Here is a 26466-nt window from a genome sequence, read left to right as displayed (position 1 = left end):
TCGGGCAGGTGGCCGGTGTGTCGCCGGCCGGAGCGACCGAAGCGACCGAGAGACCGGGCCGTCGCCTCGGCGGGTCCCGCGTCCAGCGCGAGGTCGCGATCAGGGCGAACGCGTCGAACGCGAGCCGTGTGCCGAACGTGCCGGCCGCGTACCCGGCCCACGACTGGGCCTGGCCGGTCGGTGCGGTCACCCCGAAGCGAGCGGTCGGCGGGCATGGTCGCGTGGTGATGCCGCCCGTCAGCCGGTGGTGGGCGGGCGCCAGCCGCGGGTCAGAATGTCGAAGATCGTCTCGATGGCGGCCCGGGGGTCGTGGCGGCCACGGGCAAGGGCGGGGATTTCCAGCACGTAGCGGGCGAGGGCGGTGCAGGCGGGGTCATCGCGGTCGGCGCCGCACACATCGGCGATGGCCGCGGCGAGGGCGTCGGTGTGCCGGGTCCACATGCGCTCGGCGTAGGCACGCAGTTCGGGCGTGGAGTCCACCAAGTGGATGAACTCGGCTCGCTGGGGATGGGTCTCGATCCGGATCCAGGTGTCCAGGACATACCGGCGGAGGGCGTCGAGGACACTCTGGCCGGGCGTGCGCTGCGCGACCGCGGCGATGAGCTGCGCCTCACGGTCCTGGTCCTCGTCGAAGACCAGTGCTTCCTTGCCGGTGAAGTGCTTGAACACCGTGGTGGTCGACACGTCCGCGGCATCGGCGATGTCACGGATGCTCACCTGGTCGTAGCCCCGCGCAAGGAAGAGCCGCAGGGCCGCATCGGCGATCGCTTGCCGCGTGGCCGCCTTCTTGCGCTCGCGGCGGCCGACGGGGGACACAGTCATGGATGAAGCATACCCGCTAATGACACCATGCAAATTGTGGTCTCAATAGTTTAGTTGACTCATTGCACTTTTGTGCTTAGTCTCGTCGACGTCACGAGGCCCCAGGTCGGCGCATCCCTCCAAACCGGCGCAGCACCCGCCCATCACAGGCTTTGTCGCCCATCTGCCTGCCTGCGAGGTGCGGACGTGAGCATCCGGACCGCCTGCCGGAGGCCCCGACCACCACTGATCGAAAAGGAAGCCATGACTTCTCCCGCACCCCACCACGCCCGTATCAGCGTCATCGGCGCCGGGCCGGGCGGCCTGACCTGTGCCCGCATCCTGCAGCGGCACGGCCTGGCGGTCACCGTCTACGACCGCGACGCCGGCCCGGACGCCCGCAACCAGGGCGGCACCCTGGACCTGCGCGCCGACGACGGCCAGGTCGCGCTGCGCGAGGCCGGCCTGCTGGAGGCGTTCTTCGACCTGGCCCGCCCCGAAGGGCAGGAGATGCGCCAGATGAACCCCGACGGCCGGCTCCTGTTCCACCACGTCCCCGGCGACGGCGAGCTGTTCAAGCCGGAGATCGACCGCGGCCGGCTGCGCTCCCTCCTGCTGGACTCCCTGCGGCCAGGGACGGTGCAGTGGAGCCGCGCCCTCACCGCGATCAGCGGGCCCGCCGACGGCCCCCGGCTGCTGCACTTCGCCGATGGCGGCACCGTCGAGACGGACCTGGTCATCGGCGCCGACGGCGCCTTCTCCCGGGTCCGCCCCGCCGTGTCACCCGCCGTCCCCCACTACAGCGGCGTGAGCTTCCTGGAGGCGTGGTTCTCCGACGTCGACGAACGCCACCCCGACATCGCCGACCTCGTCGGCCAGGGCAGCGCCGCCGCCGCCGACGGTGAGCGCGGCCTGTTCGCCCAGCGCAACAGCGGCGACCACATCCGCGTTTACATCATCCGGCGCACCCCCGCCGACTGGATCAACCAGAATGGGCTGACCACCGACGACACCGACGCCATCCGCGCGCTGCTCCTCAAGGAGTACGCGCACTGGTCCCCCGGCCTGCGCCGCCTGATCAGCGACAACGACGGACCCTACGTCGACCGCCCCATCCACGTCCTGCCCGCACCCCACACCTGGGCGCACAACCCGACCGTCACCCTCCTCGGCGACGCCGCCCACCTCATGCCCCCGCTCGGCGTCGGCGTCAACCTCGCCATGCTCGACGCCGGCGAACTCGCCCTCGCCCTCGCCGGAGCCCCCACCATCGACGACGCCATCCGCGCCTACGAGCACACCATGCTGCCCCGCTCCGCCGAGATGGCCCGGCTCCTGGAAGGCGGCGCCGAACACCTGCTGTCCGACGAACTCCCCGACTTCGCCCGCGACGACGCTCCCCAGTCCTGACGCCTCACCCGGGGCGCGGGATACGGCGGGAAGACCGGAATACGGCGGGAAGACACCGCGGGGTGATCGGGACGGGTGTGTCCGGTCAACGGTGTGACTCGATCGTCATTCTCCTCCAGGTTCATCGCTTCGGATGCCTGGATCACGGTACTCGTCACCGGTGTCTCCTTGATCAGGAGTTGCACCGAGAACCGTACAGTCCCGGCCTTGGGGGAAGGCCCGTACGGCCAGGCCATCGCGCTCGGTGCTCGTGTCGGTCTTCACCGTCACCGGGTTCGGCCGGTTCGCCCGCGATGTCGACGATGCCTGCCGGCGTCATGCGCGGGCGGTCCCGGCCTCTTCAACTATTCGGTGTTGCTAGATACTGGTAGTCGGTGTTACTTTGTACCGGTAGTCAGTGGCACCGAGTAGTTGACGAGGGGTCCCCATGGGCGGGCAGATGACCGAGATGCTCAGGGGAACGCTGGCGGGCGTCGTCCTGGCGGTCCTGCCCGGTCGGCCCGCCCACGGCTACGAGATCACGGCGTGGCTGCGCGACCGGGGCTTCTCCGCGGCAGCGCCGCGCGGTCCGCACGAGGCGTCGGCACGGCATGCCGGGTCCGGGAGGATTCCCGGGCCGGTCGACCGGGGCGGCCGGACGCACGTCGAAGCGATCGGGACGGCGCACCGCGACGGTGGCGCGCCGAAACGCCGGCGCACCGCCTTCCGGCCGGTGGCGGTCACAGCGCTGGCGGTCGGACTGCTGGCGGGGGCGATCGCCCCCGCGACGGTCACGGCGGGTGCGGCCGCCGCGGACAGCGGCGCGGCCGTCGCGGACAGCGGCGCGGCCGTGCCGAAGGACGCCGCCGGGCAGGATCGCCCGGAGCTGCGGAAGGCCGTCCAGGCGTTCGTCGATGCCGGTCTCCTCGGGGTGCAGGTGCGCGTGCACGATGAGCGGGGCGAGTGGGTCGGCAGCGCCGGGGTGCGCAAGCTGGGCACGAGCGCGGCGCCGCCGACGAACGGGCACTTCTGGGTCGGCAGCGCCACCAAGACCTTCCATGCGACCGTGGTGCTGCAGCTCGTGGCCGAGGGCGCGATCGGGCTGGACGCCCCGGTGGCCGGCTACCTGCCCGACCTCGGGCTGGACCGGCGGATCACCGTGCGGATGCTGCTGCAGCACACCAGCGGGTTGTTCAACTACACCGGCGACCTCGGCCCCGACGGGACGTGGGTGCCCGGTCTCCCCTCGACGGGCACGGAGTGGCTGGACAACCGGTTCCGCTCCTACCGGCCGCAGGAGCTGGTGCGGTTCGCGCTGTCCAAGCCGGCGAAGTTCGCGCCGGGGACGGACTGGAGCTACTCCAACACCAACTACACGCTGGCCAGGCTGCTGATCGAGAAGGTCACCGGCCGCTCGTTCGGCGCCGAGCTGAAGCGGCGGATCGTCGGGCCGCTCGGGCTGAAGGGCACCGTGGTGCCGGGCGACCGGACGCGGCTGCCCGGGCCGTACGCCCACGGCTACCTCCGCCACCAGGACGCCGGCACGTGGAAGGCGGCCGACGTCTCCCGCCAGAACCTCTCCCTGCTGGCCGGCGCCGGGGACATGATCTCGACCACCCGGGATCTGCGCACGTTCTTCTCCGCGCTGAACGGCGGCGAGCTCCTGCCGGCCGGGCTGCTGACCGAGATGCGCACGCCGCACCCGAAGAGCGACCCCCTCTACGGCCGCTACGGCCTGGGGATGTTCGTGCAGGACCTGGGCCCGGCCTGCGGCACCGTGCTCAACCACAACGGCAGCCCTCCGGGGGGCTACGCGGCGCTGATGTACGGCACGCCCGACGGCCGCAGGACCCTGACCGCCTCGCTGACCACCGGCGACGCCGCGTTCGACCTCGCCGCCTATCCGAAGCTGCTGGACGGGCTCGTCAAGGCGGCGTTCTGCGGCGGGCAGGCCGCAGGCTGACCGGGCCGCGCCGGCGGCCGCGGCCGCCGGCGCGATCGAAATCGACTCAGCGGAACACCGGGCGCCCGCTGCACAGCCGCTCGCGCAGCCGCTCCTGGTCCACCGCGTCACCGTCGAACACGTCGGCGGCGAGATCGGAGATCTTTCGCGGTTCACCCTGCTCGCGCAGGACGAACGTCCCCCGGTCACGGTCGAACATCGCGATCAGCGGAGCCCGGACGCGGCCGAGGAGGGCGCGCGGATCCGGTTCGACCTGATCGCCCGCGACGTCGAAGACGCCCTCGGTACGCGGGCCGAACAGCCACTCGCCGACGTCGACGGCGTCGGTGACCGCGAGGACGGCGTCGCCGAGGATCACCCGGGCGGCTCGGAGCGTCCCCCGCACGACGTAGACGGAGTGCACCTCACGGCCCAGATCGAGCGTGCCCCGCACGGTCAGGCCGCCGCCGAACACCGCGAACTCGGTGTCATCGCGCTCTTCCGCCCGGGTTCCGGCGTCGAACCCATCGACCGTGACCGGCTCCTCGTAAAGCTCCACCTCGTCGGTGTATCCGGTGAACCAGTTCCTGCCGAGGAGCTCATCGGCGCGCCCTGGAGTGATCTTCAGCATGTTCCCTCCGCCTCTGCGCCGGTCCGCGGCGAAACCCTGACCGGCCGGCACATGGTCATCCACGGAGGACAGGTGCCGCCGACCCGTACTCACGTCTCCGACCAGTGGTCGACCTACGGCACGAAGACCAGCGTGTCCACCGTGCGGGAGGCGCACCACCTCCTGGACGACTTCCCGGGCAACGCCACCGAACGGACGGAGGACCGCAACCGGTCACGCCGGTCGCGTCCTCGGAGCGGTGGAGAAGGCCCAACGAGGTAGGTGCCGTGAGCTGATCTTAGGCGGCTGCCGTTTCGGGTGTCGAGTCGGTGGCCGGGGCGGCGATCCCGGTAGCGGCCTGCCGCGCCGTCGGCGGCGGGCATCCCGCGACATCGTGGGGAAAACATCACCCGACGCCCGCCGGGCGATGCCTGACCGCCGGGTAGACAAGGAGGAGACGGCCCTCGCCCGACTGCATCCTCAGCGGGATCACCCTGGACCACACCACCCAGGAACCGTTCGGGAGCGGGTGAGACGCGATGACCTCCCTACCGGGATCAGCCGATGAGAACGCGCGGCAGGACGACCTCGACGAACTGCACGCGCTCGACGTCGTGCCGGAGCCGGAGTTCTCCGCCATCGCCGAGCTGGCCGCGTACGTCTGCCGGGCCCCGATCGGCCTGGTGAACCTGCTGGGCCGCGACGGGCAGCGCTTCAAGGGCCACCACGGCGTCGACGCGTCCGACGTCCAGGGCCGCGTCCCGTTCTGCACGCATGTCGGCCGGGACCTGCTGGAGGTGCCCGACACCCTCGACGACGAGCGCTTCCGCGACGAGTCGATCGTGGTGCGCGACCCGCACGTGCGCTTCTACGCCGGAGCGCCGGTGGTCAGCGACCACGACCACGTCCTGGGCACCGTGTGCGTGATGGACCCGCACCCGCGCCGGCTGTCCGACGAGCAGCGCCGGGCGCTGACGACGCTGGCCGGAAACGCCGCCGGGCTGCTGAAGCTGCACCACTACGCCCTGCAGGCCGATCAGGTGCTGCGCCGGCTGCAGGAGGTGGGCGAGCTGAAGAACGCCTTCCTGCGCACCGTCAACCACGAGCTGCGCACCCCGCTGACCTCGATCCGCTCCTACCTGCAGCTGGTGCAGGACGGCGGCCTGGACGAGGTCACCGAGCAGAAGTTCCTGCGGGTGATCGAACGCAACAGCGACCGCATCCTGGAGCTGATCGACGAGCTGCTGCTGATGGCCAGCCTGAACGCCCGCACCGCGCCGTTCCTGCCCGACCGGGTCGATCTGGCGGTCCTGGCCCACCGCGCGGTGGGCCAGGTGATCGACCGGGCCCGCGCCGGCCGGCTGACGGTGACGCTGCACACCCCGCAGCCGGTCATGGCCTGCGCCGACGCCGGACGAGTACAGCACGCCCTGGTCCAGCTGCTGGACAACGCCATCAAGTTCACCCCGCCCGGCGGCCGGATCGAGGTGGCCGCGTGGAACGTCCCGGATCCGACGGTGGAGGTGTGCGACACCGGCATGGGCATCGCTCCGGCCGACATCGAGCACGTCTTCGACGACTTCTACCGCGCCGGTGAGGCCGAGGAGCGCGCGATCGGCGGGACCGGCATCGGCCTGTCCATCACCCGCAAGATCGTCGAGTTGCACGACGGGACCGTGCAGATCGACAGCCGCCCCGAGGAGGGCACCCGGGTCCGCCTGATCCTGCCCGCCCCGCTCCCCTGCCCGTAGGAAGCCGATCGGTGGCCCGTGGCCCCGGCCGATGCGCCGAGGACGGTGCGCGGGGAGATCCCCGCGCCGGTCACAGCCCGGCTCTGCCCATGGGGTTGTCGCGCCAGCGCTCGGCGCTGCGCACGTAGGTGTTGACCGTGGGGGAGGTGGGCTTCCACCGGCCCTGTGCGGCGATCTTCGCGGTCGGCACGCCGGCCTCGGCCAGGGTGGTGGCGCCGCCGGCGCGCAGGGAGTGCGCGCTGTAGGCGTCGGGGTCGTCCAGGCCGGCACGGCGGGCGGCGTTCTTGACCAGGGTGGTCAGGACGCTGGCGGTCAGCCGGGTGCCGCCGCGCCCGGCCCAGCCTGCCTCGCCGCCGATGCGGCCGTACCGGTCGACCGGGCGCAGCAGCGCCCCCGAGGTCAGGCCGCGGGTGTGCAGCTCGGCCAGCCATGCCTGGACGGTGCGCACCGGGCAGGTGTCGGGGTGGGAGCCGTACGGCACGGCCACGGTGGTGCCGGCGGCGTCGCGGTCGGTCTTGGACAGCGGGATGAACACCTCCAGACCCTGGGGCACGACGGCCAGGTGCTCCTGGTCGACGGCGGTCAGCTCGGCGCGGCGGCCCATCAGCGCGAAGCCGAGCAGCAGCGCGGTCCGGTCGCGCAGCGCGCTCAGCCGCCCGGCCGGGCCGCCGTCGCCGTCGCCGTCGACGGGCGTGGCGGCGATCATGCGGCGCAGCACGTCGATGGTGATCGGCGGCGCCTGGCGGGTACGGTGGCCGGCCTGGGCGCGTTGCCTGCGGTAGGCGCGCAGCACGGCCCGGGCCTCGGCGCTGGACGGTTTGTCCATGCCCGCCTTGGTGTGCGCCGACAGCACGCAGGCCAGCGCCTGGTCGATCGTGCTGGGGGCCGGCGGGCCGCCGGTGCGGGTGGGGGTGCCGGTCAGGTGGGCGACGAAGCTGGCCAGGGTGGCGGAGGTGGCCGGCAGCGGGGTACGGCCGGTCTGGGTGCACCATGCCCGGTAGAGGGCCCAGGCGCGGGTGTAGGCGCGGGTGGTGTTGGCCGCGGGGGCGGCGGCGATCAGCGCGGCGGCCTCGGCGCTCAGCGCGGTGTCGGCGGGGCGCTGCCGGGCGTGGCCGTGCAGCATCCGGCCTTCGAGCGCCGCCGCCGTACCGGCGCGGGCCGCCTCGGCAGGGGAGCGGAGGGCCGGCGCGGCGTCCTGACCGGGCGGCGGCGCGGCGGCGGGCGGCTCGGACGGGCTCACGGTCATGAGCTCACCTGCGCCCTGAACCGCTCGTGCGCGCTCTGCTTGGAGATCCCCATGGCCTCCCCGATCTGCGCCCAGGAGGCGCCGGACTCCCTGGCCCCGGCGACGGCATGGTCGAGCAGGATGCGCTGCCAGCTCTCCACCTGAGACAGCAGGGTCAGGGCGGCGAGGGGGCGTTCGGCGGCGAGCGTGACGATCCGCTCGCACAGGAGGTTCGACTTGGTCACCAGCTCTCCGGGCGGTGCGGCGGCGACCAGGGGGGCGGCGTGCCGGCTCCACCACCGGTACTCCGTCTCTCCGGCTCCTTGCGGCGTGGCCGGGAATCGGCGCCGGTCGCTCCACCCGCAGGAACATACGGCCTGGTAGCCGATGAAGGTCTTGGTGAAGGCGCTGGCGGATGGGGCCGGTTCGCCGCTGGGGAGCACCGGAGCGGCGAAGCCCTCGTGATCGGGGATGTCCGGGCACGTGAACGTCATGCCCGTCAGGATAACCTGACGGCCTGCCCTGAGTGCGGGAACGCCGGGGGTATCCGCCCGAGCGATCACGCCTCGCACAGGTGAGACGTGCGGCGGAGCGCCTCGTGATCGATGAGACCGCCCCGTCTCCGGTGCGACAGGACACATGATCTTCATCCGGTCGTCCGGTCATCCTGTGATCGTTAAGGCTGGCGATAAGGAAGGTTATCACCAGCCTGCTCCGTGAAGGAGACACCCCAAGGAAGCGTTTTGCTGGGAAACGAAACAGGTTTCTTCATTTTCAATCGATCGCTGCTACGGTGGTCCGGTGACCGCACCCGCGCCTCCTCCTGCCGAGACCGGCCCCGAACGGCCCGCCGAGCGGCGCTGCGCCGCCCCGGGCTGCGACCGGCCCCTGCCCCCGCCCGCCCTCGACGCCGACGGCCGTCCCAAGGGCGGTCGCCCGGCCAAGTACTGCGACGACCGCTGCCGCGCCGCCGCCTTCCGCGCGCGCCAGGCCGCGCAGAGCACCGTCGTCGACGGCGCCCTGGCCCGCGCCGGCGCCCTGCTCGGTCCGCTGACCGAGGCCGGCCAGCGCTGGCAGCAGGTCCTGGCCGGCCTGACCGCGCAGCTGGCCGCGGCCAACGACGGCGCCCTGGCCCAGCTGCAGGCCGCCGAGGCCGCCGCCGAGGAGGCCCGCGCCGCGGCCGCCGCCGCCGACCAGCGCGCCCACACCGCCGAGCAGCGCGCCGCCGCGGCGGCCGCGGCCGCGCGCACCGACCGCCAGGCCCGCGAGCAGGCCGACCGGGACGCCGACGCCGCCACCGCACGCGCCGAGACCGCCGCCGCCGCCGAACGCGCCGCCCTGCGGGACCTGGCCGCCCAGCAGGCCGAACGCGCCCGCGCCGAGAGCGCCCGGGACGTGGCGATCACCGCCCACGACGAGCTGGCCGACCGGCTGCGCGCCGCCCAGGCCGCCACCGAGCAGGCCGGCACCGAGCTCCGCACCCACGAGCGCCTGCTGGCCGAGACCCGCCACGAGGCGGCCGAGCAGCGCGCTCGCGCCGACCGGCTGACCGACCGGCTCGCCGCCGCCACCGGCCGCGCCGAGACCGCCGAGGCCGCCGCCGAGCGCCTGCGCGCAGAGCTGGCCGAGCTGCGTGCCGCGGCCGAGCACCAGCGCCGCGACCACGACGCCCGCGCCGACCGGCTGCGGACCGAGCTGGACCGGGTGCGCGAGCAGGCCGCCGGGCAGCGGGCCGACCTGGCGGCCGAGCGCGCCGCCCACGCCGCCGCCCGCGACCAGGTGAAAGGTCTGCGTGCGGACGTCGAGCGCGCGCGTGATCAACTCGCCGCCGCCGAGGCGCTGCTACACGCGGCCAAGAGCACGCACGGTCCATCCGACCCCGACCCCGACAGCGGCGGCGGGCGTGCCCGATGAAAGGGACATGCCGCCCTGCGACGGCCACGGCCGTACATCTGATGGGCCTGGTCGGCCAGGGCGACCTGCGGGGTGCGGCGCGGCCAACGCGGCACCGCACCCCGCGCACGTGAACACGGTCACCCGGCTCCTCCTGCCGTGCCTCGATGCCCGGGACCATCGTGGCCCGGGTTCCCGCTCGCGGAAGAGATCGGCCGGCACCGACTGATCCGCGCGCGGCCCGAGGTCGCAGGCCGCGGGGCGCTGCCGAACGACTCGCGCGCACGAGATCGGCGGAGGGCGCCTGCAGGCGCGTGAGCCCGTCGAAGACGCCGGTGCGTCCGGCCCGGCGGCACGTGTGACGGCCGCACCACCGAACCGGATCGCGTCAGGCGGGTCCGGCTCGGCAACGGCCTCGGGGAACATCGGTACAACGGTTAACGCTAAGCCGGTGATCATGGTCCGGCTGGTGTGAGCGCGATGACGCGGTTCTCGTATTCGCGGCGGGCCTTGCGCTGAGCCGGCACTGCGGGAACGCCGTGGCCGCCGTCGAGCGGCTGGCAGCGGGCGAGCAGTCCGAGATGCACGGCGGGGACGGCGCTGACGCGCAAGGTGTAGCCCTGGCCGCGGCGTACGGTCACTCCCTGGTCGAGCGCGACCCGCTCGATGGGGCTCAGCTCGGCGGCGCGGAGGAAGTCGGCAACCTTGCCCGGCATGTCAAGGGTGACCGGCAGCTCCGGCGCCGGCGCGTCCTCCTCGATGACGGCGTGGTTGGGCAGGAGGCCTGCGACGACGGTACGGATCGCGCCGCGGCTGACGCTGTGGTCGCGGGCGAGGGCGGCGATGGAGCGGCCTTCCAGGTACGCGGTGCGCACGTCGGTGGTCTTGTCGGCCGGGACGGCGGGGCGGCGGCCGCCCTTGTTGCCCTTGGCCTCGGCTGCGCGGAGTCCGTCGTAGGTGAGCTCGCGCTGGAGGTCGCGCTGGAGTTCGCCGGCGGCGGCGAGGGTCTGCACCATGAACTTCACGGTGGACAGCAGTTCGCCGGTGCGCGGGTGGCGGGCGGTGAGGTCCATCGCGGAGAACGCGCCGTCGTGGATGCGCAGCGCCACCTGGTCGCGGTGGAGGACATCGAGCGCGTCGAGGATGTGGCTGGTGCCACGCACGAGGCGGAACATCTCGGAGATGTGCAGGGTGTCGCCCGGCCGCGCGTACGTCAGCAGCTCGCGGAACTTCGGGCGCTGGAGGGGGTGGAGGCGGCTGGAGGTGCCGGGGTCCTCCTCGAAGACGACCGGGTCCTCGATCCCGGCCTCGTCAAGGACGAGGTTCTGCCGGGCGGTGGACTGCTGGTCGGTCGAAACCCGCTTGTAGACCAGGTTTGCCACTCGGGGCCCCTTCCGTACGGAGGCATGGACCCTATCTGTCGTCAAACCCTGTCATCAATCACCATCGGATCTGATTGGATTCGCGCCGCCGCGAACCCCTGGATTGCACGGGTTCATTGGACGCTCGCCGCCCCTGTCGTCATTCGATCCTTTGCCGACAGACAGCCGATCTCCTCCGTGGTGGAGCAACGCCAGTCCTGGCGGAGTGATCAGAGGTGAGGTCCCTCACGGGAACCGGTCCGGCACAGCCTTTCCGTGCCGCGTCCGGCAGCGCCGGCACCCCAGCCGGCCGCATCAGGCAATGCTGCGAAAGGCCAGGTGGACGGCACGTTGCGGCCGTACACGCCCCATAACTGCACCTTTCGTAAGGTACAGTTATGGGATCGTGGAAGTTCGTCTGAGAGGCGTGCAGAGATGGTTTTGAGTTCGAGGCGGCGCTGGTTGCTGCTCACGGTGGTGAGTGCCGGGCTGCTGTTGATCACGCTGGACAATTCCATCCTGTACGCGGCGTTGCCGACGCTGGTGGAGGACCTCGGCGCGAGCAGTTCGGAAAGCTTGTGGATCATCAACGCATACCCAGTGGTGATGGCCGGGCTCCTGCTGGGCAGCGGGACGCTGGGGGATCGGGTGGGGCACCGGCGGATGTTCTTGATCGGTCTGGTGGTCTTCGGGACCGCCTCGCTGGCCGCCGCGTTCTCGTCGAGCCCGGAGGCACTGATCGCGGCACGGGCGTTCCTGGCGGTGGGGGCAGCGGCGATGATGCCCGCGACCCTGGCCCTGATCCGGGTCACGTTCGAGGACGAGCGTGAGCGCAACGTCGCCATCGCCGTCTGGGGAAGTCTGGCGATCGTGGGCAGCGGGCTCGGCCCGATCGTGAGTGGCGTCCTGCTCAACAGCTTCTGGTGGGGGTCGGTCTTCCTCATCAACGTCCCGGTCGTCATCGCCGCCATCGTTGCCACGCTCGTCCTTGCGCCCCCCAATGACGCCGATCCCTCCAAGCGCTGGGATCTGACCTCCTCTCTGCTCGCGCTCGTCGCCTTGGTCGGCCTGGTGATCGCGATCAAGGAGACCGCGAAGACCAGCCCCGCTCCCCTCGTCGTGGCCGCCGCCCTCCTCGCTGCCGCAGTGGGCGGGTGGGCGTTCGCCCGGCGGCAGCGCCGCCTGCCCGACCCGCTGCTCGACTTCGCGATCTTCCGCAACCCGGCGTTCCTCTCCGGCGTCCTGGCCGCCGGGCTGTCCATGTTCGCCATCGCCGGCATCCAGCTGGTCACCACCCAGCGCTTCCAGCTCGTGGAAGGCTTCACCCCGCTGCGCGCAGGGCTGCTGGTCGCCGCCGTCGCCCTGGGGGCGCTGCCGACGGCCATGGTCGGCGGCGCCGTCCTGCACAGGGTCGGTCTGCTGCCCATCGTCGCGGGCGGCCTCGCCCTCGCCACGGCCGGCGCCGCGGTGGTCCTGGTCAGCTTCGACACGAGCATGGGGCTGCTGGTGACCGGACTGCTGCTCACCGGTGCCGGACTCGGGGCGGCGATGGCCGTCGCCTCCAGCGCAATCATGGGCAACGTCCCGGCCCGCCGGGCCGGCATGGCGTCCTCCGTCGAGGAGGTCTCCTACGAGTTCGGCAGCCTCATCGCGGTCGCCCTCCTCGGCAGTCTCCTGACCGCCGTCTACAACATGAGCATCGACCTGCCCGCGGGGGCTCCGGACCGGGCGCGCGACAGTCTCGATGCCGCGCTCACCCTGGGTACGGACCATCCCTCACTGATCACCGCCGCCTCCGAAGCGTTCGACAATGCGTACTTCGTCGTGATGATCGTGGTCACCGCTGTAATGGCCGTCGGCGCGATCGCCACGGGCCTGCTCCTGCGCCGTCACGGCCCCGGATCAGCCCTGAGCGCCACCGAGCACGCCGTCGAAGCGCCCGCACACCACTGACCGGACCGGGAGAACCAGAACCCATGCGGACCAGCAAACGAACTCAGATCCTTGAAGCGGCCGCCCGTGTCGTGGAGCGCGAAGGCGTCAAGGGCGTCACCTTCGACTCCGTCGCGGCCGAGGCCGGCCTGACCAAGGGCGGTCTCCTCTACCACTTCGCCTCCCGCGACGACCTGGTGCAGGCCATCCACCAGCATCTCGCCGATCGATGGGAAGCGGGCATAGCCGCAGCGGCTGGGAAGCCCGCAGCCGAAGCCACTGCCGACCAACGGCTCACCGCCTATACCCGCGTCGCCACGCAGAGCGCCACCCGGGCCGAGCTACTGTTCATGCTGGAAGCGGCAACGAGCGCCGACCACGCCGCCCCCTGGAACGCGGTGATCGAACGCTGGGCCCCGCCTCCCCCCCCAGCCACCGGCGACACCGCCACGCTCGACCGGTTCATCACCCGCCTAGCCGCCGACGGACTGTGGCTGTACGAATCCCTCACGGCCGAACGTCTCGACCCCGACCTCCGCCAAGCCATCGCGGAACGCATTGCCGACACCCTCAGCCGCGACGGCGGCTGACCGCTTCCTGTATGACTCGGTCCTTTCCTCGCTCAGCGGCGCATGAACCGCAAAGCGGGCATCGCTCTAGGGCGCGTATCGGGTTGCGATCAATTGCGGGGATTCATCCCTACTGCGGGGACCGATCCGGTAGACCGTCGGGCGTGACGCGCACGCAACTGACGGACGAGGAATGGGAGTTCATCGAGCCGTACCTGCCGATCGGCAGGTACGGCCCGTACCCCGAGCGGCTGCGACAGCAGTTCGAGGGCGTGATCTGGCGGTTTCGGACGGGCGGGCAGTGGCGGGAGATGCCCCGGGAGTTCGGCGCCTGGCCGACCGTCCACAACCGCTTCCGGCACTGGAGGGACGCCGGCGTCTTCGAAGCCCTACTGGAAGGCCTGATCGCGCAGGCCGCCACGCGCGGCGAGGTGGACCTGTCCCTGGTCAGCGTGGACTCCACCACCGCCCGGGCGCACCACGACGCCGCCGGGATGCACCTTCGCCAGGACCTCCTCACCGCGCTGGAGAAGGCCGCCGAAGACGACAGGGCCCGGCAAAAGGGGGCGGGCAGGAGGGACAACAAGAGCAGAACGCCGCAAACGATCCCGAAGCAGAAGAGCGGCGACGCGTCCGGCGTCGGCGCAGGATCCGGCTGAAAGTCGCCCTGCTCGGACGGTCCAGGGGCGGGCAGACCAGCAAGATCCACCTCGCCGCCGACCGTGAATGCCGCCCGCTGGCGTTCGTCCTGACCGCAGGGCAGGCCGCCGACAGCCCGCAGTTCATCCCGGTGTTGCAGGGGATACGGGTGCGGGGGCCGGTCGGCCGTCCCCGCACCCGGCCCGGCGCGGTCGCCGCGGACAAGGCCTACGCCTCCCGCGGCAACCGCACCTACCTTCGGAGTCGCCACATCAAGGCGGTCATCCCGGAGAAGAAGGACCAGGCCGCAAATCGGAAGAAGAAGGGCAGCAGGGGCGGCCGGCCTGTCGGCCATGACGCCGAGCTGTACAAGGAGCGGAACACCGTCGAGCGTCTGATCAACAAGTTGAAGGCCTGGCGGGGCATCGCCACCCGCTACGACAAGACGCCTGCGAGCTACCTCGCCGGCCTCCACCTTCGCGCCGCGATGATCTGGATCAAAGAGCTCACTCGGGCCACCCCTTGATCACAACCCAATACGCGGCCTAGTCCCTACTGCCGTCGTCGTCCTCGTCCAGCTCCGGTGCGTCCGGGTCGCGCAGCGGGCGCAGGGCGCCGACGGCCGGGGTTGAGGCGGTGAAGCTGTAGCGGCCGAGCAGGTTCAGGTTGCGGTGCTTGAGCGGGGAGAGACGTGCGATGTCCTCGTCGCGGATCTCGTGCCCCTCGGCGCGAAGCTGGGCGACAGCGGCGTCGATGTACTTCGTGGTCCACAGCACGATGGCGTTGAGGACCAGGCCAAGCGCGACGATGGCGTTGAGGACCAGGCCAAGCGCGCCGAGCTGATCCTCCATCCCTTCCCGGTACGCCTGGTGGATGGTGCCCCTCTTGCCGTGGCAGACGTCCCGGGCGAGCTTGTGGCGGGACTCCTGCACGGTGAGCTGCCGGTTCATCTGCCGCCGGTAGGTGTCGTCCACCGGGTCGACCACGCGCAGCAGGTGCTCGGTCTTGGCGATCCGCCCGTACTCCGCGAACGCGGCGCCCAGCGGGGTGGGGCGGCCGTCACGGCCGAACATCCGCAGCAGGTCGTAGGCGCGGACCTGGTTGGTGACCAGGGAACCGGCGACCTTCAGCATGTCGGGCCAGTGAGTGATCACCTTGCTCAGGTTCACGCGGTTGCGTGCCAGGTCCTCTACCGCACCGTAGGTGCCGGTCTCGACTCCGGGCATCGTGGCCCTCCAAAACCGTTGGTCGTCCAGCCCGCGTTCCGCGTAATTCAGCGGCCTGGAGAGCCGGATATGGGGCGTGAGCTGGGCTGACATGGGTGTGTCCGCCTGGAGGGCGTTTCTCTAGTGAGCTGGTCCGGAGATCCTGTCGCAGTAGCGGCAGATCCTGTTGAGGATCTGGTCGGCGCTCTTGGTCCATCGGAAGGGCCGGGCCTTGTCGTTCCAGACCTTGATCCAGTGCTCCAGAGCGGTGGTGAGTGCGTCCAGTGAACAGAACACCCCGCGGTGCAGACAGCACCGCTCCAACTCGGCGAACCAGCGCTCGACCTGGTTGATCCAGGAGGCGTAGGTCGGGGTGAAGTGCAAGGCGAAACGCGGGTGCGCCAGCAGCCAGTGATGCACCGCCGGAGCCTTATGCGCCGAAAGGTTGTCACAGATCACATGAACCGCCAGGCCGGTCTCGGTCTGGCGGTCGATCTGGTCCAGGAAGTCCCGGAAATCGACGGCCCGGTGCCGGGCCGACAGCCGGCCGATCACTGTGCCGGTCGCGGTGTTCAGCGCCGCGAACAGGTCCACGGTGCCGTGCCGGACGTAGTCGAAACTGCGCCGCTCGGGGACTCCCGGCAGCATCGGCAGCACCGGTGCGGTACGCCCCACCGCCTGGATGTGGGGTTTCTCGTCCACCGCGAACACGACCGCGTCCGTCGGCGGGGCCAGATACAGCCCGACCACGTCACGGATCTTGTCGATCAGCAGCGGGTCCGGAGAGATCACGAAATCCTGGGTCCGCCAGGGCTGCAGGCCGAAGGCTCGCCAGATCCGCAGCACGCTGGTGGGCGAGATGCCCACCTGTTGGGCCAGTTCCCGTTTCGACCAGTGTGTCGTGCCCTGGGGCACCTCCTCCAGAGTGCGAACCACCACCTCCTCCACCTGGGCGTCGGTAATGGTCCGTGGGACCCCGGGGCGAGGCTCGTCGCTCAGGCCGTTCAGGCGGCGGGCCAGGAACCGGCTGCGCCAGCGGGCCACGGTCTTGCGGTCGACCCGTAGCCGTCCGGCCACCGCCATGTTGCTGCCTCCATCGGCGCAGGCCAGCACAATCCGGGCGCGCAGGGCCAGTCCTTGCGCGGTGGTGCGGCGTTGGGCCCATCCCTGCAGTGTCAGCCGCTCGGCCGGGGACAGAACCAGCGGCTGGAGTCTGGTGTCTCCCATTCCTCCAGCACATCGCATGGCCTGATGCCGTCGCATCCCGTCCTCGGTTTGAGGCGGGATGCGACTCATGTGGCGACCTCGGAACTCAGGACCAGCTCACTAGGCGGTGGTGTTCTGGCTGGTCAGCGCGCTGAGGGTTGCAAGTCGATGACCTGCTTGGGGGCAGGGACGGCGAGCTTGGCCAGCAGGTCCTGCTGGGGCTTGGACAGGGCGGTGACCTGCCGGAACAGCCCGGCGGGGCCGGTGAAGGTGCCCAGGTGGAGCCGCTCGAGCTCACGGCGGCAGGCAGGCCAGGTGCTGCCGGTGGTGATCTCGATGATCCGGATGAGCAGCAGCGCGAGCCAGCAGAGGATGACGTGGGCGCGGATGCGTTCTTCGAGCCGGTGATAGACCGGCCGCAGGTCGATGATCTGTTTCATGTCCCGCCAGCCCCGCTCGACCTCCAGTAACTGCTTGTAGCCGACGGCGATGTCCTCGGCGCTCAGGTGAGGGTCGCTGCAGCGCAGCAGGTACTTGCCGTCCAGGTTCTCCTCGGCTTTGATCTTCGTGGTGTCGAGGCGGAGCTTGCCGGCCGGTGTCGTGCGCAGGTAGCGGTTCAGGCCCGGCTTGGCGGCGATCTTCCCGCGCAGCTCGCCGCGCTTGAACTCGCTCAACGCATCGGAGCCGTCGATCAGGTCGGTGAGCTGGGCCAGCAGCTGGGCGCGCATGTGTGCGTCGCGTTCGGCCGCTTCGGGGTTGCAGCAGATGACGAACCGGTCGGTGTCGCTGATCCGTACTTCCTTGATCCGCATGTTGCCGGAGATGTCGGTGTAGCGGCCCTGCCGTGACAGGGCGGCCTTCACCTCGGGTGAGCCGGAGCGGAGTTTCTCCCCGATGATGTAGGCGTGGTCGCCTTGCCGCAGGTAGCGGCGGTTTTCGGCGGAGGAGAAGCCCCGGTCGGTCACCCATACGATCTTCGACAGGGTCCAGTCCCGCATGTCGTCCTTGACCTGGCGGATCAGGCGCTGGTCGGAGGCGTTGCCGGGCCAGCACCAGCAGCGGACCGGGATCCCGTCCCGGGTGACGGCCATCCCGATCACGATCTGCGGCAGATCGTCGCGGGAGTCCTTCGACTTGCCGTAGGTCCGAAATCCCGTGGGCGTGCCCTCGTGGCCGTCGCCGGCCTCGCCGTCGGGCACCCGGTCTCCGCGGATGTCGCGAGTGACGGGCTCATCGGGCTGCTCGAGTTCGAAGTAGGTGCTGGTGGTGTCGAAGAACAGCAGGTCGACTTCGAGGTTCAGCAGGTTGGCGACCTCGTCGAACACCTGCTTTTCCAGATCGTCTTTCACCTCGTGCAGCCAGTCCATCGCTCGGTGGCACGCGTCGTCGTCGGTGCCGGGCAGTCCGTCGATGTGGACGTCATGGGTGATCCAGTCCGCGGCGGCCAGCTTCGACGATGGTGCCAGCGCCCGGTTGGCGACCAGGCCGAACAGCACCCGCTCGGTGGTGGTCATGTTCCGGCGGCGGCCCCGCTTGGGCTGGCCGACCCGGCCGACGATCTGGTCGATCTTCAGACGCCGCCACAGATGGTCGAGGACGTGGGTGCCGCCGAACGGCACCGAGGAGGTGAACTCCAGGTCGGCGGCCGCCGTCGCGGCCAGGGCTTCGCCTGGTTCCAGCAGCCGTGATAGAGACGCGACCAGCCGCCGGACCGCTTCGCGGTCGAGTTCGTCTTCGCGGCCGAAGGTGAACAGCACCTTCGGGACGGCCCGGCCTTTGACCGGGTCCCACTCGTTGTGGGCCAGGTGCAGGTAGCGGACCGTCCCGGACTTGTTCTCCCGCTTCGTCGTCTTCACGTACACGGCTCTAGACCATAGACGTCCTGCCCAGGCCGCCGCAGTCGAATCACCGAAATCGCGTCTCTAGGCGAATCTGGTCTGTCAGCCCCAGTCCGAGCCGCTGACCAGCACGTTCGGCCCGCACCGACCTCTAGGGACCCCGAATTACGCGGAACGCGGGTTGTCCGCGTCGGCGGCCGGCGCAGCCGCTCCAGCTCCGAGAACCTCGACCCCTCCGGAGTCTTCAGCGTCGCCACCAGCTCGCCTGGCAACGCCGGGTCAGCGCGGCGAGCGGCCCCCACGACCGTGGCGTGCAGCCGCTTCTCCGCGACCTTCCGGGCCTCCGACACCTGCCGGGCCAACACGCTCACCCCCGGCAGCAGCACCCTGTGACGGCGCAACCAGCCCACCGCCTGGTTGAAAAGCGCCACCGGCCCCTCGGCGTGCGTCCACGCCCGCCCGTGCAGGAACGTACGGAACCGCCGCGACCACTCCGCATCCTCGTACTCGCGGTACTCGTAGGCGTCCCGGATCTCCCACGCGTGCTCGTACGCCGTCAGCTTGCGCTCGGTATACCGCTTCACGCACGAGACGTCCTCGATGCCGAGCTGGGCGGCCAGGTGCTCGACCACGACCCACGGCACGTCCAGCGGGTCGTCCGGGAGGAACCGGCCGATGTAGCGCACGGTGCACGTCTGGAGGGCGAACCCGAGTCGGCTGTGGTCCCCGCGCCGCTTCGCGATCAGCCTGCGGTCCTCGTCATCCAAGAAGAAGAACCGCTCCAGCTCCGGGCGGGTCGGCTCCTCGTTGAACTTGCCGTACGACGCCGCCTGCTCGTCGGTCAGGAACTCCACTGGCATGAGCGCGAAGCTATCGGCGCCCGAAGCCACTCAGGGATCTTCCGCCGAACCTCGCCGCCGGGCCTGCCACCTGTGCTAGACGCCATGATCACCGGCTTAGCGTTAACCGCTGTACCGATGTTCCCCGAGGCCGGGCAACGGCAGGCCTCCACCGCCGGCCTGCCGAGGCGTCTCGGCCGTCCGCCAGGCGTCGGCCGGCGGTAATCGTGTTGCCCAGGCGGGACCGGTTTCGTCACGCTGGTGGGCATGTCCCCGCCCTACCGGCAGATCCGCGCGGTGTACACCGACGACTCCGTCACCGTCTACCAGGCCTATGACCCGCTCATCGCCGACCCCGCCGTCGCGGCGCAGCGGTTCGTCCCGCCGTTCAAACGGGAACGGATGACCTGGATCAAGCCGTCGTTCCTGTGGATGATGTACCGCTGCGGCTGGGCCGCCAAGCCCGGACAGTCCCGCATCCTGGCGGTCGAGATCACCCGCGAGGGCTTCGAGTGGGCGCTGGCCCGCTCCTGCCCGAGTCACCCCGGTCGCGACGCCGACGACGCCGGCCGCGAGGCCTGGGCGCGCCGGCTGCGCCGCAGCCCGGTCCGCGTCCAGTGGGACCCCGAGCGCGACCCGCACCTGAACGCCCTGCCGTACCGGTCCATCCAGATCGGCCTGTCCGGCGAGGCCGTGCGCCGCTACGTCGAGGACTGGACCGTCTCCATCACCGACGTCACCGACCGGGCCCGCGATGTCCATGCGGCCGTCCGGGCCCGCGATGTCCATGCGGCCGTCCGGGCCCGCGATGTCCATGCGGCCGTCCGGGCCCGCGGGCAGGTGGCCGGTCTCCTTCCGGCCGAGCGTCCCTACCCGCTGCCGCCGGACCTCGCGCGGGTCGTCGGCGCCACGGTGGACGACACCGGACGGGCACCGGCCCCCGCAGTGCCCGACGGCGCAGGACGGACCCGGGTGAGCCCGGACGGAACGGCCGGGCCCCACGGCGAGCACGGCCCATGACGGTCCCGAACCGGCCGCTCCGCTGGGACCTGGTCCGCCGTGAGCGCCCGGTCGTCTTCACCGACCTGGTGTACGGCGCGGCCACCTTCACCCACCTGTACCGCCGCCGCTACCACCACCGCTGCCGACAACCGGCAGGAGGATGCCGGAGAGGTCAACGGCGGGCCCTCCTTTACAGCGACCACCGACACCGGGGCAAGGGGTGCACGACCGCTTTCTCCATGGGAAGCGCGAGTGACAAGCCGATGGTGACGACCGGGCACTGCCTTCCTCCGCAAGGTCGAGCAGAGGGCTTGCATCCCGTACCTGAGTACAGGTTTATCGTCGAGACATGACCCAGGACACCACGCAGGGATGGGCGCCCTCGGCGTGCACCCTGCCCACCGCTGAGCAGCCGCTGCGCGTGGCCGAGTTCGACGCACGAGCGCGCCGCCGCAACGGCCGTAACGGGGCGGTCGGTGTGAGACAGGACCTCGATGGGCCGTACCTGCGCAGCGGGCAGGTGGCCGAGCAGGCAGGGGTCAACCTCCAGACCCTGCGCTACTACGAGCGCCGCGGGCTGATCGCCGAACCGCGGCGCAGTCCCGGCGGGCACCGCGCCTATCCGCCGCAGACCGTCACCCTGCTGGCGGTGATCAAAGCGGCGCAGCGGCTCGGCTTCACGTTGGAGGAGGTGGCCGAGCTGATCGACACCGGCCGGCGCGGCCACCCCACGCCGGACCTGCGTGCCCGCGCCCAGGCCAAGATCGATGAGGTGGACGCGCGGATCGCCGACCTGAGCACCATCCGGCGCGCGCTCAGCGCGGTGGTGAGCGCGGGTTGCGACAGCCTGACCCACTGCTCCTGTCCCGACTGCCCGCTGCCGTTCGCCGACCTGGCCGGCGACCGCACTCCTGAGGAGCACTGACCGCCGTGAGCATCCACGATGACCATCGCGCACCGGCCGAGCCTGTGCCGGTGTCCCTGTCGGCTCCCGGCCGGCGGCCGAACGAGCGGCCGAACAGGTCCGGCACGGACGGCGGGCCGCCGCTGCGCAGCAAGGTCACCGCCGCCCTCGCGGCTGGGGCGTGCGCGGCCTGCTGCGCCCTGCCGTTGCTGATCGGCGCCGGGCTGCTCACCGGCACCGGTGCCGCGCTGGCCGAGCAGATGCTGCTGGCCGTCTCCGGTCTGCTGATCGCCGCCGCCGCGGGCATGTGGTGGCTGCACCGCCGCCGCGCCTCGCGGGCAGCCGCGGCGGGAGGCTGCGGCTGCGGCGGGAACGGCTGCGGCTGCTGAACGCCCGCCCCGCGGCGCCGCCCCCGGCGGCGGCCCGGCGAAGGACCGGCTGCCGGGATGCGCTGTACTACCTGCCATGACGATCCTCCGTTCCCTGCTGCTGCTCGCCGTGGCCGCGCTCGCCGAGATCGGCGGGGCATGGCTGATCTGGCAGGGCGTGCGCGAGCAGCGCGGCCTGGCCTGGATCGGCGCCGGTGTCATCGCCCGGGGCTCGCGTTGCTCCTCCACGGCCCGGTGGACCGCACGCTCGGTCATCGCCCTCGGCAGCGTCTTCGGCCCGCCCGCGCCGACCGCCGTATCCACCCTTCCGGACTCCCCGCTCACCAGCGGCATGCACGTGGCCGTCCGCGCGGTGCTGCCGGCCGGTCCGTACGCCGGGGCGGAGCTCGGGGACACCCGGCGGCAGGCGCGGTTCGCCGACGGCCGGACATCCCCACCGCACCGAAACTCGCCGTATTTCATATGAAATAGAACGAAAACTGGCAAAAATTCCGATTTTCATCGCTTCCGCAGCATCGGCCCCAGGTCAACGACCCGCGGACCGAGCGGCATGTCTGAATAATCTTTCCCGACCACTTCACACTCTTGACTCAGGCAGATAGGAGGCATTACGTTCCCGCCAGGAAAGCGTTTTCCCGCCCCTTCTCCAGGAGAACCCACCCCGCGTCGCCCCCGCCTTCCCCAGGCCTGGCGGCAGTATGGAGGAACAGTGGAAACATCCATGACCGATGTGAAACGGCGCCGGCGCCGGACCCGCCTGACGGTCGCCATCGCCGCAGCCGCGACCCTGGTCGGCGGTCTCGTGGCCACCGTGACGCTCCCCGCGTCGGCTGCTGCGATCGGCACCAACCTGAGCCTGAGCGGCGGCGCCGACGGCTCCAGCAAGGCCGGCGGCACCAGCTACGGCAACGTCAAGGACGGCAGCACGAGCACCTACTGGGCGCCCAACGGCACGACCGGCTACGTCTCGGTCAAGTGGAGCAGCGCCACGACGGTGAGCAGCGCCGTCATCAAGCAGGCCTCCGGTGGCGGCTCCATCGGCTCGTGGCGTCTGCTCAACGGCGACAACGGCTCCGTCCTGGCCAGCGGCAGCGGCAGCCCGAGCACGATCTCCTTCTCCTCGACCTCGTTGAAGAAGCTCACCTTCGACATCACCGGCGCATCCAGCGCACCGCGGATCGCCGAGTTCGAGACGTACGCCGGCAGCGGCTCGACCCCCGGCCCGACCGCCGGCCCGACCGCCACTCCCACCGGCAACCCCGGTACGGGCGCTCCGACCGGCCAGTGGCCGTCATCGGCGGGCTCGGTGAAGATCTCCGGCACCGTGTCCGTGTCCGGCACCTTCGACGGCGGGATGAAGACCTACTGCTGCATCGGCGACGGCGGCCAGGGCGAGTCGCAGGACCCGATGTTCAAGATCGCCAACGGCGGCACCCTGCAGAACGTCATCATCGGCTCCCCCGCCGGCGACGGCGTCCACTGCGAGGGCACCTGCACGCTGAAGAACGTGTGGTGGAACGACATCGGCGAGGACGCCGCCACCTTCAAGGGCACCGGCGGCGGCACCTCCTACGTCATCGGCGGCGGCGCCAAGTCCGGCTCCGACAAGACGTTCCAGCACAACGGCAACGGCACGGTCAACATCTCCGGCTTCTACCTCAACGGCTCCGGCAAGCTGTACCGGGCGTGCGGCAACTGCTCCAGCTCGTACCAGCGCCACGTGAAGATCGACAACGTTCTGGTCTCCGACATCGACATGGTCGCCGGCATCAACAGCAACTGGGGCGACACCGCCACCATCACCCGCCTCGTCGTCGACGGCGGCGCCACCGTCTGCGGCAAGTACAAGGGCGTCAGCAAGGGCTCCGAACCCAGCTACATCGGTGAAGGCTGGAACGACTCCAACTGCAAGGTCACCAAGAGCGACGTCACCTACAAGTAGGCCGTAGGCACGTCCCCGGCAGGGGCGCCCACCTCGAGGTGGGCGCCCCTGCTCTCGCGTGCCGGGCGCGCACACCTCTGGATGCCGGACATGCCGGCCTCGTGCACGGCGTCCGGTGTCTGACGCAGCCGCTGCGGGTCAAGGCCGGCGTACTCCGGCAGCGCCCATGGCACCCGGCCACGGAGGCTCCGCGAAAAACCCGTTGGGGGACGGCGGCGGCCACTGCTAGCCTTCCGTCGGCCGTGCGAGGCAACGAGGAGGTGGTACCCGTGAACACACCATCGACATGGGTGCTCCCCTCCGGGGTCACGGTCGGGCGATAGGTCGTCCGGGAGCGCCGTTCACGAGCGTTCCCGAAAGGTACGACCATGCAGTTCACTTCTGAGCGGCGCCTCGACGACGGCGTCGTCGAACGCGAATTCACCCTCGGTGAGATCCCCGGCATCCTGTGGACGCCCGCCTCGGCGTCCGCGTCCGCACCGGTCCCGCTGATCCTGCTCGGCCACCCCCCGCTCGGGCTGCGCAAGATGTACCCGCGGCTGGTGGCGCGGGCCCGGCACGCCGCGGCAGATGGCTTCGCCGCCGCCGCCATCGAGCTCCCCGGCAGCGGTGACCGGCCTCGTTTGGCCGGCGCCGAGCAGGCCGGCGCCGACCTGCGCCGGGCTATGGAGGCCGGCGAGCCGGTCGGCGACGAGACCATCGACGCCCTCATCCTCCCGCTGGTCGACAAGGCGGTCCCGGAATGGCAGGCCGCCCTGGACGCCCTGCTGTCGCTGCCCGAGATCGGCGGCCCGGTCGGGTACTCGGGGGGAGTGATCTCCATCGGCGTCCGGCTTGCGGTGGTCGAGCCGCGCATCGTGGCCGCCGGCTTGTTCGCCGGGAGTTTCGTGCCCCGCACCATGTTCGAGGAGGCCCGACAGGTCACCATTCCGCTGCACGTCCTGCTGCAGTGGGACGACGAAGGCAACGACCGGCAGGCGGCCCTGGACCTGTTCGACGCCTTCGGCTCCGAGGAGAAGACGTTGCAGGCCAACATGGGCGGGCACACCGGTGTCCCACAGTTCGCCGGGGAGGACGCGGCCCGGTTCTTCGCCCGGCACCTGCGCTGACACCCGTCCCGGCCACCCCGCCACCCCGCCACCCCCGGGCGGCGGGGTGGCGGGGACGGACCCGTCAGATCCGGAACTGAGCGACGAGGCTCTGCAGTTCGGTCGACATCTGCGCCAGTTCGTGCGAGGCCCGCCGCGACTCCCCGACCCCGGTACCGGTCGTCTGCACCGAGGTGGCCACGGCACCGATGCCACCGGCGATCTCCCCGACGCCGGTGGCCGCCTCGGCGACGTTGCGGCTGATCTCGCTGGTGGTGGCGGTCTGCTCCTCCACCGCCGAGGCGATCGTGGCCGAATACCCGTTGATCTTGTCGATGACATCGGTGATCCGCGCGATGGCGGCCACCGCCGCCTCGGTCTGACCCTGGACCGTCTCGATGCGTGCCGAGATGTCCTCGGTGGCCCGGGCGGTCTCCTGGGCCAGGTCCTTGACCTCGGAGGCGACCACGGCGAAGCCCTTGCCGGCGTCCCCGGCGCGGGCCGCCTCGATGGTCGCGTTCAGCGCGAGCAGGTTCGTCTGCTCGGCGATCGAGGTGATCGTCTTGATGACGTTGCCGATCTCGGCGCTGGAGGAGCCCAACTGCGCGATGGTGGCGTTGGCCGTCGCGGCGACGCGCACCGCGTCGTGCGCGACCTCGGCCGCGTCACTGGCGCTGGCGGCGATCTCCCGGATCGAGGCCGACATCTCCTCGCTGCCGGCCGAGACGGTCTCCACGTTGCGCGCCACCTGCTCGGAGGCGGCCGACACGTTGTCGGCACGGGTGCCGGCCTGCTCGGCGCTGGAGGCGATCTGCTCGCTGACGACGGCCAGTTCCTGGGAGGCACCGGCCAACTGCCGGCTGCTGGCGCCGATGCCTTCGACGGTGGTGCGCAGCGTCGACATGGCCCCGTTCAGGCCCTCGGCCATCAGCCCCAGCTCATCGCGTCCGCCGACCCGCGCCTGGCGGGTCAGGTCCCCTGCGGCCAGGCCCTCGATCACGTGCGAGACGGTGCGCACCGAGGCGATGACGCTGCGGGCGACCAGCCACGCCAGCGCCAGTGCCAGCACCAGGCCCACGCTCAGCACCGTGATGGTCAGGGTGCGGGCGTCGGCGTAGGCGGCGGCGGCGACGTCCGCGCGGCGCTTGCCGTCGGCGTCCTCCGCCTTGGCGATCTCCGCGACGACGTCCGCCGCCTTGGAGTAGGCCGGGATCGTGGCCTCGCTGCGGATCCGGTTCAGCGCGCCGGTGTCCTGGCGCCGACTGGCCTGCAGGAACTGCTCGCGCGCCTGCTGGTAGTCCTCCCAGGCCCGGCGCAGTTCGGGGACGAGCTGAGGGGCGGCGCTGTTGGTGGCGTACAGGTCCAGATCGCGGGTGAAGGCCGCGTCGCCGTCGGCGATGGCCTTTTCGTAGGCGGCCTTGTCGGTCTCCTCCAGCGAGATCGCATGGTTGAGCATGCCGGTGCGGGTCGTGGACATGTCCTGGCGCACCTGGGCGATGCGCTGCACCGGGACCAGGCCGCTGCTGTACAGCTGCTCGGCGCTGGCGTTGATGGAACCCATCTGGACGATGCCGATGACGCCGACGAGCAGCGCGATCACGGCCATGATGCCGACACTGAAGAAGATCTTCGTGCTGATGCCGCGGTCCTGCAAGAGGGAGCGCAGGGTGCGGGCCCTGGGCGGGGAAACGGGGGTGTTCATCGCAAGCTCATTTCGTCGACGGGCCGACGATCACCCGGATGCCGTCGTCAGCGGGAACGCCCGGTGGTCGTCCTACGGCCGGCCACCGGGCGTCACATCGGCATCGCGGCACGCGATCTGACGGAATCGGAGGCCCGGCCGACCGCGGGCAGGCGCCTGGCCGGCGCGAGGGGGACAGGCGGTTCCCGACGCACGTGGCCGACCGATGTCGATGCGAAGAATGTGAAGAAGCGGACATT

21 protein-coding genes and 2 pseudogenes are annotated in these 26466 nt (G+C 71.1%); 13 read left to right on the top strand and 10 right to left on the bottom strand.

Features of this window, described 5'->3' with window-relative positions:
• Window positions 1-237 precede the first annotated feature (237 nt).
• On the bottom strand, window positions 238-822 hold the full coding sequence (locus tag HS045_RS30760) for a TetR/AcrR family transcriptional regulator (protein WP_196455122.1): 585 nt from the start codon (window positions 820-822) through the stop codon (window positions 238-240).
• Window positions 823-1065: 243 nt separating this feature from the next.
• On the opposite strand from HS045_RS30760, the gene HS045_RS30755 reads away from it, so the two are divergent.
• Together HS045_RS30755 and HS045_RS30750 are read left to right on the top strand one after the other, a co-directional pair.
• Window positions 1066-2211 carry an NAD(P)/FAD-dependent oxidoreductase gene (locus tag HS045_RS30755; protein ID WP_196455121.1) on the top strand — a complete coding sequence of 382 codons (1146 nt, stop codon included), beginning with the start codon at window positions 1066-1068 and terminating at the stop codon, window positions 2209-2211.
• 427 nt (window positions 2212-2638) lie between these two features.
• The gene (locus HS045_RS30750; protein WP_230885129.1) at window positions 2639-4153 is read left to right on the top strand and encodes a serine hydrolase domain-containing protein; all 1515 of its coding nucleotides are present in this window, start codon (window positions 2639-2641) and stop codon (window positions 4151-4153) included.
• Between the two features lie 46 nt (window positions 4154-4199).
• On the opposite strand, the gene HS045_RS30745 is transcribed toward HS045_RS30750, so the two are convergent.
• Window positions 4200-4763: a hypothetical protein gene (locus HS045_RS30745; RefSeq protein ID WP_196455120.1), complete on the bottom strand. Its 564-nt coding sequence runs from the start codon at window positions 4761-4763 to the stop codon at window positions 4200-4202.
• A 518-nt stretch (window positions 4764-5281) separates the two neighbouring features.
• Between HS045_RS30745 and HS045_RS30740 the strand changes: the two genes are divergently transcribed.
• Window positions 5282-6493, top strand: a complete 1212-nt coding sequence (locus HS045_RS30740) for a GAF domain-containing sensor histidine kinase (protein WP_196455119.1) — start codon at window positions 5282-5284, stop codon at window positions 6491-6493.
• 70 nt (window positions 6494-6563) lie between these two features.
• On the opposite strand, the gene HS045_RS35965 is transcribed toward HS045_RS30740, so the two are convergent.
• Window positions 6564-7739 (bottom strand): site-specific integrase, encoded by a 1176-nt coding sequence (locus tag HS045_RS35965; protein WP_304609639.1) that lies wholly within the window; start codon window positions 7737-7739, stop codon window positions 6564-6566.
• Window positions 7736-8212, bottom strand: a complete 477-nt coding sequence (locus tag HS045_RS30730) for a hypothetical protein (RefSeq protein ID WP_196455118.1) — start codon at window positions 8210-8212, stop codon at window positions 7736-7738. The genes HS045_RS35965 and HS045_RS30730 overlap by 4 nt, the downstream gene beginning before the upstream one ends.
• Before the next feature lie 307 nt (window positions 8213-8519).
• Between HS045_RS30730 and HS045_RS30725 the strand changes: the two genes are divergently transcribed.
• Entirely contained in the window at window positions 8520-9632 is a 1113-nt protein-coding gene (locus HS045_RS30725; RefSeq protein ID WP_196455117.1) for a hypothetical protein, read from the top strand.
• 434 nt (window positions 9633-10066) lie between these two features.
• Here HS045_RS30725 and HS045_RS30720 read toward each other — a convergent pair whose 3' ends face one another.
• Complete coding sequence (locus tag HS045_RS30720) at window positions 10067-10993, bottom strand: recombinase family protein (RefSeq protein WP_196455116.1); 927 nt, start codon at window positions 10991-10993, stop codon at window positions 10067-10069.
• Between the two features lie 414 nt (window positions 10994-11407).
• Here HS045_RS30720 and HS045_RS30715 point away from each other — a divergent pair, with 414 nt between their 5' ends.
• The 3 genes and pseudogenes from HS045_RS30715 (at window position 11408) to HS045_RS30705 (ending at window position 14638) form a co-directional block, all read left to right on the top strand.
• The gene (locus HS045_RS30715) at window positions 11408-12925 is read left to right on the top strand and encodes an MFS transporter (protein WP_230885128.1); all 1518 of its coding nucleotides are present in this window, start codon (window positions 11408-11410) and stop codon (window positions 12923-12925) included.
• A 23-nt stretch (window positions 12926-12948) separates the two neighbouring features.
• Window positions 12949-13494 carry a TetR/AcrR family transcriptional regulator gene (locus tag HS045_RS30710; RefSeq protein ID WP_196455115.1) on the top strand — a complete coding sequence of 182 codons (546 nt, stop codon included), beginning with the start codon at window positions 12949-12951 and terminating at the stop codon, window positions 13492-13494.
• A 143-nt stretch (window positions 13495-13637) separates the two neighbouring features.
• Window positions 13638-14638, top strand: a pseudogene (locus HS045_RS30705) (IS5 family transposase).
• Between the two features lie 19 nt (window positions 14639-14657).
• Here HS045_RS30705 and HS045_RS30700 read toward each other — a convergent pair.
• The 4 genes and pseudogenes from HS045_RS30700 to HS045_RS30685 form a co-directional block, all read right to left on the bottom strand.
• A pseudogene (locus HS045_RS30700) lies at window positions 14658-15368 on the bottom strand (Tn3 family transposase); the annotation flags it as partial.
• A gap of 90 nt (window positions 15369-15458) precedes the next feature.
• A complete protein-coding gene (locus HS045_RS30695; protein ID WP_196449630.1) occupies window positions 15459-16544 on the bottom strand; it encodes an IS630 family transposase in 1086 nt (361 codons plus the stop codon).
• 122 nt (window positions 16545-16666) lie between these two features.
• Entirely contained in the window at window positions 16667-18379 is a 1713-nt protein-coding gene (locus tag HS045_RS30690; protein ID WP_307827809.1) for an IS1634 family transposase, read from the bottom strand.
• Window positions 18376-19221 carry a DUF4158 domain-containing protein gene (locus tag HS045_RS30685; protein WP_196455112.1) on the bottom strand — a complete coding sequence of 282 codons (846 nt, stop codon included), beginning with the start codon at window positions 19219-19221 and terminating at the stop codon, window positions 18376-18378. The genes HS045_RS30690 and HS045_RS30685 overlap by 4 nt, the downstream gene beginning before the upstream one ends.
• Window positions 19222-19467: 246 nt before the next feature.
• Here HS045_RS30685 and HS045_RS30680 point away from each other — a divergent pair, with 246 nt between their 5' ends.
• The 6 genes from HS045_RS30680 (at window position 19468) to HS045_RS30655 (ending at window position 24546) form a co-directional block, all read left to right on the top strand.
• The gene (locus tag HS045_RS30680) at window positions 19468-20220 is read left to right on the top strand and encodes a DUF4291 domain-containing protein (protein WP_196455111.1); all 753 of its coding nucleotides are present in this window, start codon (window positions 19468-19470) and stop codon (window positions 20218-20220) included.
• A gap of 331 nt (window positions 20221-20551) precedes the next feature.
• On the top strand, window positions 20552-21127 hold the full coding sequence (locus HS045_RS30675) for a MerR family transcriptional regulator (protein ID WP_230885127.1): 576 nt from the start codon (window positions 20552-20554) through the stop codon (window positions 21125-21127).
• 5 nt (window positions 21128-21132) lie between these two features.
• Window positions 21133-21495 (top strand): hypothetical protein, encoded by a 363-nt coding sequence (locus HS045_RS30670; RefSeq protein WP_196455110.1) that lies wholly within the window; start codon window positions 21133-21135, stop codon window positions 21493-21495.
• A gap of 76 nt (window positions 21496-21571) precedes the next feature.
• The gene (locus tag HS045_RS35105; RefSeq protein WP_230885126.1) at window positions 21572-21961 is read left to right on the top strand and encodes a hypothetical protein; all 390 of its coding nucleotides are present in this window, start codon (window positions 21572-21574) and stop codon (window positions 21959-21961) included.
• Between the two features lie 255 nt (window positions 21962-22216).
• The gene (locus HS045_RS30660; protein WP_196455109.1) at window positions 22217-23437 is read left to right on the top strand and encodes a pectate lyase; all 1221 of its coding nucleotides are present in this window, start codon (window positions 22217-22219) and stop codon (window positions 23435-23437) included.
• Between the two features lie 368 nt (window positions 23438-23805).
• The gene (locus HS045_RS30655) at window positions 23806-24546 is read left to right on the top strand and encodes an alpha/beta hydrolase (RefSeq protein ID WP_196455108.1); all 741 of its coding nucleotides are present in this window, start codon (window positions 23806-23808) and stop codon (window positions 24544-24546) included.
• A 64-nt stretch (window positions 24547-24610) separates the two neighbouring features.
• On the opposite strand, the gene HS045_RS35665 is transcribed toward HS045_RS30655, so the two are convergent.
• Window positions 24611-26227, bottom strand: a complete 1617-nt coding sequence (locus tag HS045_RS35665) for a methyl-accepting chemotaxis protein (protein ID WP_196455107.1) — start codon at window positions 26225-26227, stop codon at window positions 24611-24613.
• Between the last annotated feature and the right edge of the window lie 239 nt (window positions 26228-26466).

Source organism: Planomonospora sp. ID82291, assembly GCF_015711645.1.
Classification (GTDB): Bacteria; Actinomycetota; Actinomycetes; order Streptosporangiales; family Streptosporangiaceae; genus Planomonospora.
This window is presented reverse-complemented; position numbering and strand designations above follow the sequence as displayed.